This is a genomic window from Allobosea caraganae (assembly GCF_003351345.1).
In the GTDB taxonomy this organism is placed as follows: Bacteria; Pseudomonadota; Alphaproteobacteria; order Rhizobiales; family Beijerinckiaceae; genus Allobosea; species Allobosea caraganae.
Genome location: NZ_QQTO01000019.1, coordinates 447,933 through 461,995, shown reverse-complemented (window position 1 = coordinate 461,995; position 14,063 = coordinate 447,933). Strand labels below are relative to the sequence as shown.

At 67.2% G+C, this 14,063-nt stretch carries 13 protein-coding genes and 1 pseudogene; 3 read left to right on the top strand and 11 right to left on the bottom strand.

What is annotated here, in order from left to right:
* Positions 1 to 35: 35 nt before the first annotated feature.
* From DWF00_RS10320 to DWF00_RS10305, 4 genes are read right to left on the bottom strand one after another with little or no spacing between them, the layout of a single operon-like run.
* Positions 36 to 1,637, bottom strand: coding sequence for an NTP transferase domain-containing protein (locus DWF00_RS10320; RefSeq protein ID WP_114827488.1), 1,602 nt, complete (start codon positions 1,635 to 1,637; stop codon positions 36 to 38).
* The gene (locus DWF00_RS10315; protein WP_114827487.1) at positions 1,634 to 2,326 is read right to left on the bottom strand and encodes an XdhC family protein; all 693 of its coding nucleotides are present in this window, start codon (positions 2,324 to 2,326) and stop codon (positions 1,634 to 1,636) included. The genes DWF00_RS10320 and DWF00_RS10315 overlap by 4 nt, the downstream gene beginning before the upstream one ends.
* Positions 2,327 to 2,329: 3 nt before the next feature.
* Positions 2,330 to 2,959, bottom strand: a complete 630-nt coding sequence (locus tag DWF00_RS10310) for a LysE family translocator (RefSeq protein WP_114827486.1) — start codon at positions 2,957 to 2,959, stop codon at positions 2,330 to 2,332.
* A complete protein-coding gene (locus tag DWF00_RS10305; RefSeq protein WP_114827485.1) occupies positions 2,959 to 3,297 on the bottom strand; it encodes an XdhC family protein in 339 nt (112 codons plus the stop codon). Before DWF00_RS10305 ends, DWF00_RS10310 begins: the two co-directional genes overlap by 1 nt.
* 187 nt (positions 3,298 to 3,484) lie before the next feature.
* On the opposite strand from DWF00_RS10305, the pseudogene DWF00_RS10300 reads away from it, so the two are divergent.
* Positions 3,485 to 3,853, top strand: a pseudogene (locus DWF00_RS10300) (esterase/lipase family protein); the annotation flags it as partial.
* A gap of 124 nt (positions 3,854 to 3,977) precedes the next feature.
* Here DWF00_RS10300 and DWF00_RS10295 read toward each other — a convergent pair.
* From DWF00_RS10295 to DWF00_RS10280, 4 genes are all read right to left on the bottom strand, one after another.
* Positions 3,978 to 5,183 carry an exostosin family protein gene (locus DWF00_RS10295; protein ID WP_147283628.1) on the bottom strand — a complete coding sequence of 402 codons (1,206 nt, stop codon included), beginning with the start codon at positions 5,181 to 5,183 and terminating at the stop codon, positions 3,978 to 3,980.
* Positions 5,184 to 5,520: 337 nt separating this feature from the next.
* Positions 5,521 to 6,720, bottom strand: a complete 1,200-nt coding sequence (locus DWF00_RS10290; protein ID WP_114827482.1) for a vWA domain-containing protein — start codon at positions 6,718 to 6,720, stop codon at positions 5,521 to 5,523.
* Positions 6,717 to 7,091: a nuclear transport factor 2 family protein gene (locus tag DWF00_RS10285; protein WP_114827481.1), complete on the bottom strand. Its 375-nt coding sequence runs from the start codon at positions 7,089 to 7,091 to the stop codon at positions 6,717 to 6,719. The genes DWF00_RS10290 and DWF00_RS10285 overlap by 4 nt, the downstream gene beginning before the upstream one ends.
* A 21-nt stretch (positions 7,092 to 7,112) precedes the next feature.
* Complete coding sequence (locus tag DWF00_RS10280) at positions 7,113 to 8,033, bottom strand: AAA family ATPase (RefSeq protein ID WP_181832479.1); 921 nt, start codon at positions 8,031 to 8,033, stop codon at positions 7,113 to 7,115.
* Positions 8,034 to 8,156: 123 nt separating this feature from the next.
* On the opposite strand from DWF00_RS10280, the gene DWF00_RS10275 reads away from it, so the two are divergent.
* The gene (locus tag DWF00_RS10275; RefSeq protein WP_114827480.1) at positions 8,157 to 8,510 is read left to right on the top strand and encodes a nuclear transport factor 2 family protein; all 354 of its coding nucleotides are present in this window, start codon (positions 8,157 to 8,159) and stop codon (positions 8,508 to 8,510) included.
* Between the two features lie 63 nt (positions 8,511 to 8,573).
* Here DWF00_RS10275 and DWF00_RS10270 read toward each other — a convergent pair whose 3' ends face one another.
* The 3 genes from DWF00_RS10270 to DWF00_RS10260 form a co-directional block, all read right to left on the bottom strand.
* Positions 8,574 to 9,377, bottom strand: coding sequence for an FAD binding domain-containing protein (locus DWF00_RS10270; RefSeq protein ID WP_114827479.1), 804 nt, complete (start codon positions 9,375 to 9,377; stop codon positions 8,574 to 8,576).
* Positions 9,378 to 9,395: 18 nt separating this feature from the next.
* A complete protein-coding gene (locus tag DWF00_RS10265; protein ID WP_114827478.1) occupies positions 9,396 to 11,759 on the bottom strand; it encodes a xanthine dehydrogenase family protein molybdopterin-binding subunit in 2,364 nt (787 codons plus the stop codon).
* A gap of 90 nt (positions 11,760 to 11,849) precedes the next feature.
* Complete coding sequence (locus DWF00_RS10260; RefSeq protein ID WP_114827999.1) at positions 11,850 to 12,362, bottom strand: (2Fe-2S)-binding protein; 513 nt, start codon at positions 12,360 to 12,362, stop codon at positions 11,850 to 11,852.
* A 355-nt stretch (positions 12,363 to 12,717) separates the two neighbouring features.
* On the opposite strand from DWF00_RS10260, the gene DWF00_RS29980 reads away from it, so the two are divergent.
* Positions 12,718 to 14,061, top strand: coding sequence for a methyl-accepting chemotaxis protein (locus tag DWF00_RS29980; RefSeq protein WP_114827477.1), 1,344 nt, complete (start codon positions 12,718 to 12,720; stop codon positions 14,059 to 14,061).
* The last annotated feature ends 2 nt before the right edge of the window (positions 14,062 to 14,063 follow it).

Below are 14,063 nucleotides of genomic sequence, written 5' to 3'. Positions count from 1 at the left end.
AATGGTCTATTTCAAGGAAGTGGGTTTTGCGCGCCCTACCCCGCCAGCGCCCGGAGCGCCTCCGGCGTATCGATGTCGATCGCGATCGCCGGATCGTCGAGCGGCACCTCGACGATGCCCTCCCCGGCAGCATCGAGCAGGCGGCGCGCGCCCTGATCGCCCGAGAGCCGTGCCACGGCCGGAAACAGCGCCCGCGCCAGCAGCACCGGATTGCCGCGCTGGCCGAACAGCGTCGGCACGACGGCCTGCGCATCCGGACTGTCGGTGAAGGTCTCGGCGAGCCGGTCGATCACGCGCGGCGTCACGTTCGGCATGTCGCCGAGCGAGACCACGACGCCGGCGGACTCAGCAGGCAGGGCGGCGAGCCCGGCCTTGACCGAACTGGCGAGGCCTGAGGCGAAGTCGGGATTGTGGACGACGCGCACGTCGAGCCCTGCAAGCGCGGCCTCGACCTCGGCGCGCTGATGCCCGGTGACGACGAAGACCGGGCCGGTGCGCGAAGCGAGCTGCGCCTTGACCGCATGGCGCACCAGCGCCTCGCCGCGCACGACCTGCAGCAGCTTGTTGTGCTCGCCCATGCGCGTGGAGCGGCCGGCGGCAAGCACCAGCCCGGCCACCGGCGCGACGGCCTCGCGCCCCGGGGCGCGCGGCTGCGGCCGCGAGACGATCTCCATCAGCAGCCCGCCGACGCCCATCTTCTGGACATCGGCGCGGCCGACCGGAATGCCCGCGAGGCAGCGCTGCAGCACCCAGTCGAAGCCGTTCTCCTTGGGCGAGCGGGCGCAGCCCGGCGCGCCGATCACCGGCTTGCCATCGAGTTCGCCGATCAGCAGCAGGTTGCCGGGATCGACCGGCATGCCGAGATGCTCGACATGCCCGCCGGCCTCGACCAGCGCCTGCGGCACGACATCGCGCCGGTCGGTGATGGCGGAGGCGCCGAAGACGACAACGATCTCGGCCGGGCTGGCCGCGGCCGTGCGGATCGCGGCGGCGAGCGGCCCGGCCTGGTGCGGCACGCGCACGTCGGAGACGATCTGCGCGCCAGCCGGCGCGATGCGCTCGGCCATCACCTTCATCGTCTTCTCGACGACGGAGGGCTTGAGCCCCGGCAGCAGCGTCGAGACCATCGCCACCGATTTCAGCCGGTATTCGCTGAGCGCGATCGGCCTGACCGCGCCGATCCGGGCCAGCGCATCCTCGACCTGCCGGCCGGCGACGGCATAGGGAATGATCTTGATGGTCGCGACCATCTCGCCGGCAACGACGGCCTTCAGCGCCGGCAGAGTCGCGACGGTGATCGCCTCGTCGATCGTGTTGAACGCATCGAGCGCCGCGACATCGAGGGCGAGCACGCCGGCAGCGGCGGCGAAGAGATTGACGCGGCCGGTGAAGGGCGCCTCGGTGACGATGCCGGGTCCGGCGAGCGCGCGGGCCAGCCGTTCCGCCGCCGCGTTCTCGTCGATGTCGCCCGCTTCGAACCGAACCGCGACCAATTCGGTGACGCCGGCAGCCGCGAGCCGGGCAGCGTCGCCGGCCGTGATCGTCGCGCCCTTCTTGATGATGACGTCACCCGCCCGAACCGAATGCGCGGCGATGCAGCCGACGGACTCGGCGATGGCGACGGAGCCGAACTTCATGACAGATGCCGGCGCGGCCCGCGCAGGGTGCTGACGATCTCGCCCAGGATGGCAAGCGCGATCTCGGCCGGCGAGACCGCGCCGATATCGAGCCCTATCGGCGCATGGATGCGGCCGATCGCGACCTCATCGAAGCCCGCTGCCATCAGCCGCTCGACGCGGCGGCCATGCGTCTTCCGGCTGCCGAGCGCGCCGATATAGAAGCACTCCGAGCGCAGCGCCGCCTCGAGCCCGGGATCGTCGATTTTTGGATCATGGGTCAGCGCGACGAAGGCGGTGTACCCGTCGAGGCCGAGTGTCTTGATCGCCTCGTCCGGCCATTCCGGCAGCAGCGTCACGCCGGGAAAGCGCTCGGGCGTGGCGAAGGCGGTGCGCGGATCGATGATCGCGAGGTCGAGGTCGAGCATCTCGGCCATCGGCGCCATCGCCTGCGAGATATGCACCGCGCCGGTGACGACGACGCGCGGCGGCGGGGCCTGCACGGTCAGGAAATAGCTGACACCCTCGGCCTCGACCGCGCCGCTCTTGCCGCTGCGCAATTGCTTGTCGAGCAGCGCGGCCAGCGGATCGGCCGCGAGATCGGCCTCCTTCACCAGCCGTTGCACGCCGCTGGCCGTCTCGGTGACCAGCACGGTCGCACGCCTGGCGGCGCGCTCGGCATTCAGCGCGGATAATAGGGCGAGATCCATCGCTCAGCCCCTGTCGGTCGCGAGCTTGACGCCGAGCCCGATCATCAGCGAGCCGCCGAGCCAGCGGCCGAAGGCGAAGCCGGCCTTGGTCTTCTTCATCGTCTGGACCACGGCGGAAGCGCCGAGCACCGTGACGAAATCGGCCGAGGAGAAGGCGAAGTTGACGATCGTGCCGAGGATCAGGAACTGCACCCAGACCGGCAGCGACGCCGCCGGATCGACGAACTGCGGCAGCAGCGCAATGAAGAACAGCGCGACCTTCGGGTTCAGGATCTCGACGACGAAGGAATCGCGCAGCGCCCGCTTCACCGTCTTCGGCGGCGAGGCGACGACCTCCTCCCCGCCGAGCTTGGAGCGGATCATGCCGATGCCGAGCCAGACCAGGTAGAGCGCGCCGGCAAGCTTCACCGCGACATAGAGTTCCGGCACATGCTTGAACACGGCTGAGAGGCCGAAGGCCGCGGCGGCGACGTGGACATAGCAGCCGAGATGGATGCCGAGCATCGCCATGAAGCCGGCCCGCCTGCCATGCGCGATGGTCTGCGCCGCGGTGTAGAGCAAGGCCGGCCCGGGGAAATAGGCGACGGCGAGCGTCAGCACCGCAAACGCGGTCAGGGTCTCCCAGGAGGCCATCAGTTCGCTTCCTCCGCCAAGATTCGCTCCACATAGACCTTGATGCGCCCGCCGCAGGAGAGCCCGACCTTCCAGGCGGCCTCGTCGGCGACGCCGAATTCGAGCGTGCGCGACTTGCCGTCGGCGATGACGTCGACCGCCTCGGTGACGACCGCGCCCTCGACGCAGCCACCCGAGACCGAACCGAGGAAATTCCCCTCCCCGTCGATGACGAGATGCGAGCCCACCGGCCGCGGCGCCGAGCCCCAGGTCTCGACCACGGTGGCGAGCGCCACGCCGCGGCCGTCTTTGGCCCAGGTCTCGGCGGTGGCGAGGATGTCGCTATCGGTGCTGATCATGATCGTCGATCCCTATGCAAAGCACGCACCGCTCGAACCAGCACATCATAAGCGCTGGCGAGCCGGCTCCGCCTGCCTACTTAAGCATAGTCGCCGCCGGATTCGAGCATGTTGACGCTACGCATCGTCTTGGATTCCGATGACGATCCCGATATCGCCTTTGCCGGCCAGGGAGAAACGACGGGACATGGACGGCGTCGTCCTGCTGCACGGCATAGCGCGACGCGCGCACTCGCTCGCCGGACTGGAACGGGCCCTCGCCACCGAGGGCTACGCGACGCTCAATCTCGACTATCCCGCGCGCCATAGCCAACTGCAGGATATCGCCTCCGGACTGCGCCAGCCGATTGAGCGCTTCGGCGCCGGTCTCGCCGGCAAGCTGCATTTCGTCACCCATTCGATGGGCGGGTTGGTCGCGCGAGCCTATATCACCCGCCACCGCCCGGAGCGGCTCGGCCATGTCGTGATGCTGGCACCCCCGAATGAAGGCAGCGAGATCGCCGACCTGCTGCATCGCAACCCGCTCTATCGCGCCTTCTTCGGCCCGGCCGGGGCGGGGTGGAGTTGCTGACGGCCATCCCGGATGGGCTGAACTACGCCAATAGCTGACACTGGGGCGCGGGATCATCGTGATAAATTGCCAGATAGCACCGGCCAAAAATCACTGAAGCACTGCCAGCTTAAACCTGCAGTTCCAGTTCGGAAGCCTCCCCCGCGTCTTCAATCACACGCCCAGCCTGCGTAGCGCGCGAGAGCCGGTTCGCCATGACGCCAGCGAGAGCAGGTGCCGAGCAGCGTCGCTCCCACCAATCGAGCGTGCTCCTGTGCAGTTCGACCAGGCGCTCCGGATCGGACAGCAATGCGTTCACGCATGGCCCCAACTCAGCCCAATCGTCGAGCTGGATGAAGGGACAATCCTCGAAAAACCAATGCCGGGGCACCCGGTCGCAAATGACGACGCAGCCCTGGCGCATGCCCTCGAACATCCGAAAGGTTTCCGTCGAGGAACCCCGCGGAGCCAGGCAGATCTTGGAGTCGGCCATCAGCTCCGAATAGCGGACCCCATCGGACAGGATCCCGTCCATGTAGGATCCCGTATCGGCCCAAAACACCTCGTCCGGCATGCCCACGGCAAGCTGCCGTAGTTCATCGAGCATGCGTGATCGCGCGATGTCCTTCGGCGTCCCGAGAAGGGCCCGGAGGGAGACGGGATGGTAGGCGCGCTGCTTCACGCTGCCAATGAAGGAGATCGTGTAGCGGCGCTCTGCAAACGGCTTGCCGGGCAGATCCGTCTGCCGGGCATAGCCGAGCGGAACGACCATGCCGCCCTCCTCCCGGGCGATCGCGGACCCGTGCAGAACCGCCTGCAGGCCGCTTCGACAGACCCAGCGTCCGGCGTCTCTGATGGCCTTCACCATCAGCGCCACGCTCAGTTTTCGCTGGGACGCATTTACATAGGGATAGAACCCGTACGTCTTGAATACGTAAAGTACCTTGTCGAAATAGGGCGGTATATCGCAGAACTCCTCCATGAGGAGCAAGACCACGACGTTTTTACCGTAGGATGGCAGCTCGCGCACCGTCTCCGAGTCCCAGACGATGTAGAAGACGAGATCCTTGGCATTGAGGAGCGGTTCCAACTCCCTTAAGACGCGAACCCAATACGTCAGACAGACATCATCGAACGGGTCGGTATACTGGAATATGTTGATCTCGACGGGTTTGTGTCCGTGGCGACACAAGAAGTAATCGAATCTACTTTCCATAGTCATCCCGCCGTCGAAAGCCTCATCAATCACCTTGAAACATACCGGACGCGCACGAAGCCTCCGGCCGCCCCAGATCAGCCATTTGGAGCGGGTGGAACGGTGCTGCCCCGCCGCCAAACCGAGGGGTACCCGGTTGTCGCCTGCTTCACCCGCGTTGAGCTGAATGTTGTCTTAATTCGGGCGTCGAGCTAACGCTCTTCCGAGGTAGCTCTGCTGACGTTGCCGTTCGCTCCTAATCCAGATGAAGTTCGTTCTAACTCCGCAAGCGGAGTAGAACATGAAGCGCAGTCACTCTTCAGAAGAGTAGATCGCCGCATTCTTCAAGGAACGGGCTTCCGGGATCTCGGTCGCCGAGCCACGTCGCAAGCACAGCGTGAGCGATGCCTGCATCTCCGAATGGCAAGCAAAGTTTGGCGGGATGCTTCCAACCATCTGCAACGGGTCGATTTGCGACCTACCCCGCCCTCTTCAACCACAGCCTCGGATCGCCCTGCCGCGCCGCATCCAGCGACAGCGCTGCGCAGAGATCGGCCATCGCGGCAAGGTTGTGAATCGGCCGGAACGAGTCGACATGCGGCAGCATCGCCCGGATGCCGCTGGCGCGCGCCTCGAAGCCGTCATAGCGCAGCAGGGGATTTAGCCAGACCAGTTGCCGGCAGGAGCGCTGCAGCCGGTCCATCTCGAAGCCGAGCTCGTCGTCGAGATGCCGCTCCAGCCCGTCGGTGAAGAGCAGCACCACCGCCCCGCCCGCCAGCACACGCCGCGACCAGATGCGGTTGAACGTATGAAGCGCGGTGGCGATGCGCGTGCCGCCCTCCCAGTCCGGCGCGGCTTGCCCGGCGAGCTCCAGCGCCTCGTCGGGATCGCGGGCCCGCAGCATGCGCGTGACGTTGGTCAGCCGCGTGCCGAAGACGAAGCTGTGCACCCGCCGGCGCTTGTCGGTGAGTGCATGCAGGAAATGCAGGAAGATGCGCGAGTACTCCGCCATCGAGCCGGAGATATCGACCAGCGCCACCACCGGCGGATGGACCTGCGCCCGCTCGCGAAAGGCGAGGTCGATCGAGGCGCCGCCGCCCCTCAGCGAGCGCCGAAAAGTCCGGCGCGGATCGATGCGGGCGCCAGCATGGGCCGCCTGGAAGCGGCGCGTCGGCACCTTGTCCTCCGGCAGGCGCAATTCGGCGATGAGCTGCTTCGCCTTCGCGATCTCCGCTGCGCTCATCTGGGCGAAGTCGCGCGACTTCAGCATCTCCCGGTCGGAGACCGTCAGCCGCGCCGTCAGCTCGGTGAGTTCGGTCGGCTCGCCGCGATCCTGCTCCGGCGGCGCGAAGGCCTCCGCGACGCGCAGCGCTCCGGCCTCGGCCTTCTCGGGCTTGCTGTCGCCGCCGGGAGCGATCGGCGACATCTGCGCCATCAGCTTCTCGATCAGCGCCCGCCGGCGCCAGAACAGGCGGAAGGCCTGATCGTAGATCACGCTGTCCTCGTGCCGCTTCACGAAGATCGCATGCAGCGCCCAATAGACGTCCTCGCGCTGGCCGAGCGCGCCATCGGCCAAGGCCTCGACCGCCTCGACCACCGCGCCGGGCCCGACCTTCACGCCGGCGATCCGCAGGGCGCGGGCGAAATAGGCGACATTTTCGGGGAGCTTGCCGCTCACCGCCCCATCTCGGTCATGAACACCTTCTGCGCGATCACCCATTTGCCCTCGACCTTCAGGAAGGAGAGCAGGTCGGTGAAATAGCGCGGCGGCATCTGGCACTTGACCTTCACCAGCGCCATGCCGGGCCCGACGAGGTCAATGGCGAGGATATGGTCGCCGCGTTCCAACCCCGTAGCCTTCGGCGCCGGGCGGTTGCGGACAGCGTTGAACCAATCCTCGCGCGGCACGATCTTCAACTCGCCGTCGAGCGACTGCGTCAGCGCGCTGGTCGGATGGAAGACCTGGCCGAGCTTCTCGACATCGCCCTCATAGAGGCCGTCGAGATAGGTCCAGGTCGCGGCTTCGATCGCCTTGATGTCGTCGTTCATGGCTTGCTCCCTGCGGCGTCGTCACGCCCGCGCCTCGGCCTTCACCTGGTCGAGCAGTTCGCGCACCTTCGAGCCCTGCATCGCCTGGATGTCGTCCTGGTACTTCAGCAGCGCGCCCAGCGTGTCGGAGACGATCGCCGGGTCGAGCGCCACTGCGTCGAGCTCCACCAGCGCCGTCGCCCAGTCCAGCGTCTCGGCGACGCCCGGCGCCTTGAACAGCTCCTCCTTGCGGATCGCCTGCACGAAGCCGACGACCTGCTTCGCCAGCTTGGCCGGGGCATCGGGCGCGCGCGCCTTCAGGATCGCGAGCTCGCGGGCAGCGTCGGGATAGCCGACCCAATGGTAGAGGCAGCGCCGCTTCAGCGCGTCGTGGATCTCGCGGGTGCGGTTCGAGGTCAGGATCACGATCGGCGGCTCGGCCGCCTTGATCGTGCCGAGCTCGGGGATGGTCACCTGGGCATCGGCCAGCACTTCGAGCAGGAACGCCTCGAAGGCCTCGTCGGTGCGGTCGAGCTCGTCGATCAGCAGGATCGGCGCCCCGCCCTCCTGCGGCTCCAGCGCCTGCAGGAGCGGCCGCTTGACCAGGTACTTCTCCGAGAACAGGTCGGCTTCGAGCCTGTCGCGATCACCCACCGCGCCACCGGCCTCGGCCAGGCGGATCGCCATCATCTGCCCGGCATAGTTCCACTCGTAGACGGCCGACGCCAGGTCGAGCCCCTCGTAGCATTGCAGCCGGATCAGCCGGCGGCCCAGGCCCGCGGCAAGCACCTTGGCGATCTCGGTCTTGCCGGTACCGGCCTCGCCTTCGAGCAGCAGCGGCCGCTTCATCCGCAGCGCCAGGAAGAGCACGGTCGCGAGAGCACGGTCGGCGACGTAGCCCTGCGACTGGAGCAGGGCGAGGGTGGCATCGATCGAGGCGGGAATGCGGGATGGTGTCAGCATGGTCGACCTCTAACGCGGCCCCCGGCGAGAAGGAAGGCGCTGCCACATCAGGTCATCGCGATGACGCAGTTGAGGCGGAGCCTGCACTGCGGCGCCATGCGCCTCACGGAGGAGCAAAAAGACATGAAGACGCAGGACATCGCCAGGGATTTTGTCGCATTGCTCAAGGAAGGGCGCCATGACGAGGCGGCGGCGGCTCATAACGCCGAGAATATCGCCAGCTACGAGAACATGGACGGGCCGATGGCCGTCTGCCACGGCAAGGAGGCCGTGAAGAAGAAGAGCGAGTGGTGGGTCGGCGCGCACGAGGTGCACGAGATGAAGACCGAGGGGCCCTATCTCAACGGCGACCAGTTCGCCGTCAGCTTCTACGTCGACGTCACCGTCAAGGAGACCGGCGAGCGGCGCAAGATGACCGAGATCGGCCTCTACACCGTCGATCACGGCAAAATCGTCGAAGAGCGCTTCTTCTACTGAGATGTGCAAAGGCCAGCGGCTTCGCCTGAAACCGCCGGCCTCTGCCTGAAAGAGCGCGCTGGATTACTTGCCCGTCGCCTGCGCCACCGCCTGCTTGGCCATCACGCCGATCAGATGGGCGCGATACTCGGCATCGGCATGCATGTCGGCGTTGATGCCATCGGCTTTGTGCTTGAGGCCATCGAGCGACTTCACCGCGAAGCGCGCGGAAAGCGCGGCCTCCGCCTCCGGCCAGCGGAAGACGCCGCCCTCGCCAGCGCCGGTCACCGTGACGCGCACCTCCGAGCCGCGCTTGGCGACGAAGACGCCGACCAGCGCATAGCGCGAGGCCGGGTTGCGGAACTTGGCGTAGCCGGCCTTCGAGGCGGCCGGGAAGGCGATCTTGGTGATGATCTCGCCCTCCTCCAGCGCCGTCTCGTAGAGCCCGGTGAAGAACTCGTCGGCGGTGAGCTTGCGCTTGTTGGTGGTGACGATCGCACTGAGCGCCAGCAGCGCCGCCGGATAATCCGCCGCCGGGTCGTTATTGGCGACCGAGCCGCCGATCGTGCCGCGATGGCGCACATGCGGGTCGCCGATATGGCCGGCGAGGAAGGCCAGCGCCGGGATCGCCTCCTTGACGATGGCTGAGTCGGCCACCTCGGCATGGGTCGCCATCGCGCCGATGACGACGTTGCGGCCCTTGCGCTCGATGCCCTTGAGGTCGGCGCAGGCGCTGAGGTCGACCAGATGCGTCGGCGAGGCCAGCCGCTGCTTCATGGTCGGCAGCAGCGTATGGCCGCCGGCGAGCAGCTTGGCGTCCTCCTTCTTGGCGAGGAGGCCGGCGGCCTGCCGCGCCGTGGCCGGGCGATGATAGGTGAAGGCGTACATGGTCTCGGTCCTTTCAGCTCACTCGGCGGCCAGGCGCCCGATGGTCTTCTGCGCCGCGCGCCAGACGGCCTGGGGCGTCGCCGGCATGGCGATGTCCTCATGGCCGAGCGCGTCGGTGATGGCGTTGATGACAGCCGGCGGGGCGGCGATGGCGCCGGCCTCGCCGCAGCCCTTGATGCCGAGCGGGTTCGATGGGCACGGCGTCACCGTCATCCCGACCTGGAAGGAGGGCAGGTCGTCGGCCCGGGGCATGCAGTAATCCATGAAGCTCGCGGTCACGAGCTGGCCGTCGGCATTGTAGCGGGCGGCTTCGAGCAGCGCCTGGCCGATGCCCTGGGCGATGCCGCCATGGACCTGCCCCTCGACGATCATCGGGTTGATGACGTTGCCGAAATCATCGACCGCCGCCCAGCGCTCGATCCTGGTCACGCCGGTCTCGGGATCGATCTCGACCTCGCAGATATGGACGCCGGCCGGGAAGGTGAAATTGGTCGGGTCGTAGAACGCGCCCTCCTTCAGCCCCGGCTCCAGTTCCTGGCCGTTGAACTTGTGCGCGACATAGGCCTGCAGGGCGCAGGAGCCGAAATCGAGTGTGCGGTCGGTGCCCTTCACCTTGAAGGTGCCGTCGCTGAAGTCGATATCGGCCTCGTCGGCCTCGAGCACATGGGCGGCGACCTTTTTGCCCTTGGCGATGACCTTGTCGAGAGCCTTGAAGATGGCGGACATGCCGACTGCGCCGGAGCGCGAGCCATAGGTGCCCATGCCCATCTGCACCTTGTCGGTGTCGCCATGGATGATCGAGACGTTGTCGATGGGGATGCCGAGCCGATCGCTGACGAGCTGGGCGAAGGTCGTCTCATGGCCCTGGCCGTGGCTGTGCGAGCCGGTCAGAACCTCGACCGTGCCGACCGGGTTGACCCGGACCTCGGCCGATTCCCACAGGCCCACGCCGGCGCCGAGCGAGCCGACCGCAGCCGACGGGGCGATGCCGCAGGCCTCGATATAGGAGGAGAAGCCGATGCCGCGCAGCTTGCCGTTGCGGGCCGAGTCGCGCTTGCGCTTGCCGATGCCTTTGTAGTCGATGATCTCCAGCGCCTTCTTCATCGACGCGGCATAGTTGCCGGCGTCGTACATCATGATGACCGGCGTCTGGTGCGGGAACTTCCGGATGTAGTTCTGCATTCGGAACTTTGCCGGGTCCTTGCCGAGCTCGCGCGCCGCGACCTCGACCAGCCGCTCGACCACGAAGGTCGCCTCCGGCCGCCCGGCGCCGCGATAGGCATCGACCGGGGCGGTGTTGGTGTAGACCGCGTCGACCTCGGCGTAGATAGCCGGGATGTCGTATTGGCCCGAGAGCAGCGGCGCGTAGAGATAGGTCGGCACCGAGGAGGAGAAGGTCGAGAGATAGGCGCCGAGATTGGCCGTGGTCTTGACCCGGAGCGCCAGGATCTTGCCCTCGGCATCGGTCGCCAGCTCGGCATGGGTGACGTGGTCGCGGCCATGCGCGTCGGAGAGGAAGGCCTCGGTGCGGTCCGAGGTCCATTTCACGGGACGGCCGACCTTCTTCGCCGCCCAGACGCAAACCGTCTCCTCGGCATAGATGAAGATCTTCGAGCCGAAGCCACCGCCGACGTCGGGCGCGATCACGCGCAGTTTGTTCTCCGGCGCGATGCCGATGAAGGCCGAGAGCACGAGCCTGGCAACATGCGGGTTCTGGCTGGTGGTGTAGAGCGTGAAGACGCCGTCGCCGCGGTCATAGTCGCCGACGGCCGCGCGCGGCTCCATCGCATTCGGCACGAGGCGGTTGTTGACGATGTCGAGCTTCGTGACGTGCTTGGCGAGTTTGAACGCCTTCTCGGTCTCGTCCTTGTTGCCGAGATGCCAGTTGAACACCGTGTTGCCCGGCGCCTCGGCATGAACCTGGGTCTTCGCCTGCGCCGCGGTCGCGGTGTCGACCACGGCCGGCAGCACCGCGTAGTCGACTGTGATCGCCTCGGCGGCATCGCGCGCCTGCGCCAGCGTCTCGGCCACGATCACGGCGACGTGGTCGCCGACATAGCGCACCTTGCCGAGGGCGAGCGCCGGATGCGGGCCGGCCTTCATCGGCGAGCCGTCCTTGGAATGGATCATCCAGCCGCAGATCAGCCCGCCGACCTTGTCGGCCGTCAGATCGTCGCCGGTGAAGATGCCGAGCACGCCGGGCATTCCGGCGGCGTCCTTGGCGTCGATCGACGTGATGGTGGCATGGGCGTGCGGCGAGCGCAGGAAATAGGCATGGGCCTGGCCGGGGCGGTTGATGTCGTCGGTGTAGTGGCCCTGCCCCGTGATGAAGCGGTGGTCTTCCTTGCGGCGCACGGCGACGCCGATTCCGGTTGCGGACATGGTGCTCCCTCCCTGCACGGCGCCTCTGGCGGGCGTGTTATCGCTATCGCTTGAGAACGGGCTCGCGCCGGATGGCGCGGGCCGGACGCATCACTCGGCAGCCTGGCGAGGCGGCTCCTTGCGGGCCATCGACTGCCCGCCCATCGCTTCGGCGCCCGCGGCGACGGCCTTGACGATGTTGTGGTAGCCGGTGCAGCGGCAGATGTTGCCGTCGAGATCCTCGCGGATCGTCGCCTCGTCGAGCGCGTAGCCGCGGCGGTTCACGATATCGACGGCAGCCATGATCATGCCGGGCGTGCAGTAGCCGCACTGGAGGCCGTGATGCTCGCGGAAGGCCTCCTGCATCGGGTGCAGGGTGGTGCCGTTGGCGAGGCCCTCGATCGTCGTCACCGAAGCGCCTTCGAGCGAGAGCGCCAGCGTGGTGCAGGACTTCACCGCCAATCCGTCGATATGGACGACGCAGGCGCCGCATTGGCTGGTGTCGCAGCCGACATGCGTCCCGGTAAGCCGCAGATTTTCGCGCAAGAGTTGCACCAGCAAGGTGCGAGGATCGACGTTCGCGGTGACGGGCTTGCCGTTCACCGTCAGCGAAACCGTGGCCATGAGCATATCTCCTGTGACCGTATGTCCGAGCCCAGCCGGTGACTCGCTAGCCACTGAATCCGGAGCCGGAGCCATCCACCCAAACAGCTAGCCCCATCGGGCAGCCTTTCCTTGGAATAGCTCGAAACGGACTGTGGACCCGCGGTTTTGCGCGGTCAAGCGCTCCGGTAGTCTCGAAGAAGGGGCGTTTGGCCCTGTTTCCCGGACTTTTTTGTGCGGCGCACCCTGATTATGTCGAAATCGCGACAACGGCCGCTCGGCCTCGTCCTGAGGCATCTTCGCTGAATTTTAACGCCGCTTACGTAGAGTTATCGCTTGATGGCGACCCTCCCTCGCCTGGATCACGGGTTCCGCGGTGCCGACCATCTCCGATCAGATCCAGCAGCGCCTGCGTGCAATCGGGTACGACGATGCGCAGCGCGCAAGGCTGCGCTTCTATCGCAGGGTCGTCGACCGCATCATCGAGCGCCTGGTCGAAACCGATTTCGACCGCGCCTTCGCCATTCACGCGGGCCTGCGCGACTCGGTCAGGCCCGTCGCGGGCGATCTCTACGCGGCCGAGGCCGCGCATTTCCGCCTGCTCTTCGACGGCGACTTCGACGATCGCTACAGCGCCTCGCTCGAACATCTCTGCCGGCTCGAACGCGCCGCCAAGGTCGGCCCCCGGCCACGCACCTCGCTTGCGATGGCCGTGTTCCAGGCCGTCTCGGTCGCGAGCCGCATCAGGCTGTTCCTGACGCCGAAGCGGGTGGCGCGCGACCTCTACATCATCGAGCGAATCCTGACCTACGACGTCAACTCCGCCATCACCATCGACCAGCAGATCGCCGCCGAGGAGGCCGAGCGGCGCGGCATGGCGCTCGACCAGGCCGCGGCCACGCTGAAGTCGCGCATCGGCCTGCTCGACACCGCGATCAGCGGCGCGGTCGAGCAATTCGTCGTGACCTCGGCCGAGACGACGCAGGCGACGGCCTTCATCAAGGAGCTGCTCGGCGGCGTCGCGCGCGCCTCCTCGCTCGTGCGCGGCAAGGCGATCCAGACCGCCTCGGCCACCGAGGAAATGTCGGCGAACATCGCCGAGATCGGCCAGCGCGCCCGGCAGAGCCTGCAGGTCGCCAACCGGGCCGCCGTCGACGCGGAGGCCATGAACGACGCGATCATGGAGTTGCACGCGGTCACGCACAGCATCGGCACCGTGGTCGGCCTGATCTCGGACATCGCCGCGCAGACCAACCTGCTGGCGCTCAACGCCACCATCGAGGCGGCCCGCGCCGGCGAGGCCGGCCGCGGCTTCGCCGTCGTCGCCGCCGAGGTCAAGACGCTGGCCGCCCAGACCGCCGGCGCGACCCAGGACATCGCCCGCCACATCTCCGACCTCGCCGCCAGCGCCGAAGCCTGCAGCACGCACGCCGCTTCGATCGGCGCGACGATCGGCGAGATCCTGATCGACTCGGAGGCGATCTCCGATGCGGTGGCGCAGCAGAGCATCGTGACCAGCAGCATCGCCCGCGACGCCGCCGAGGTCGCCGACAGTTCCGACGAGGCCATCGCCAGCGCCGACGCCGTCAATGACAGCCTGGAGACGCAGGCGAAGGCCCTGGAGCGCGCCAATGCCGCCGCTTCCGACATCGCGCTTCAGGTCGGCGCGGCCGAGGCGACCGTCAGCGAGGCGCTGACCTCGCTGCGCCGGGCCTCGTGAGC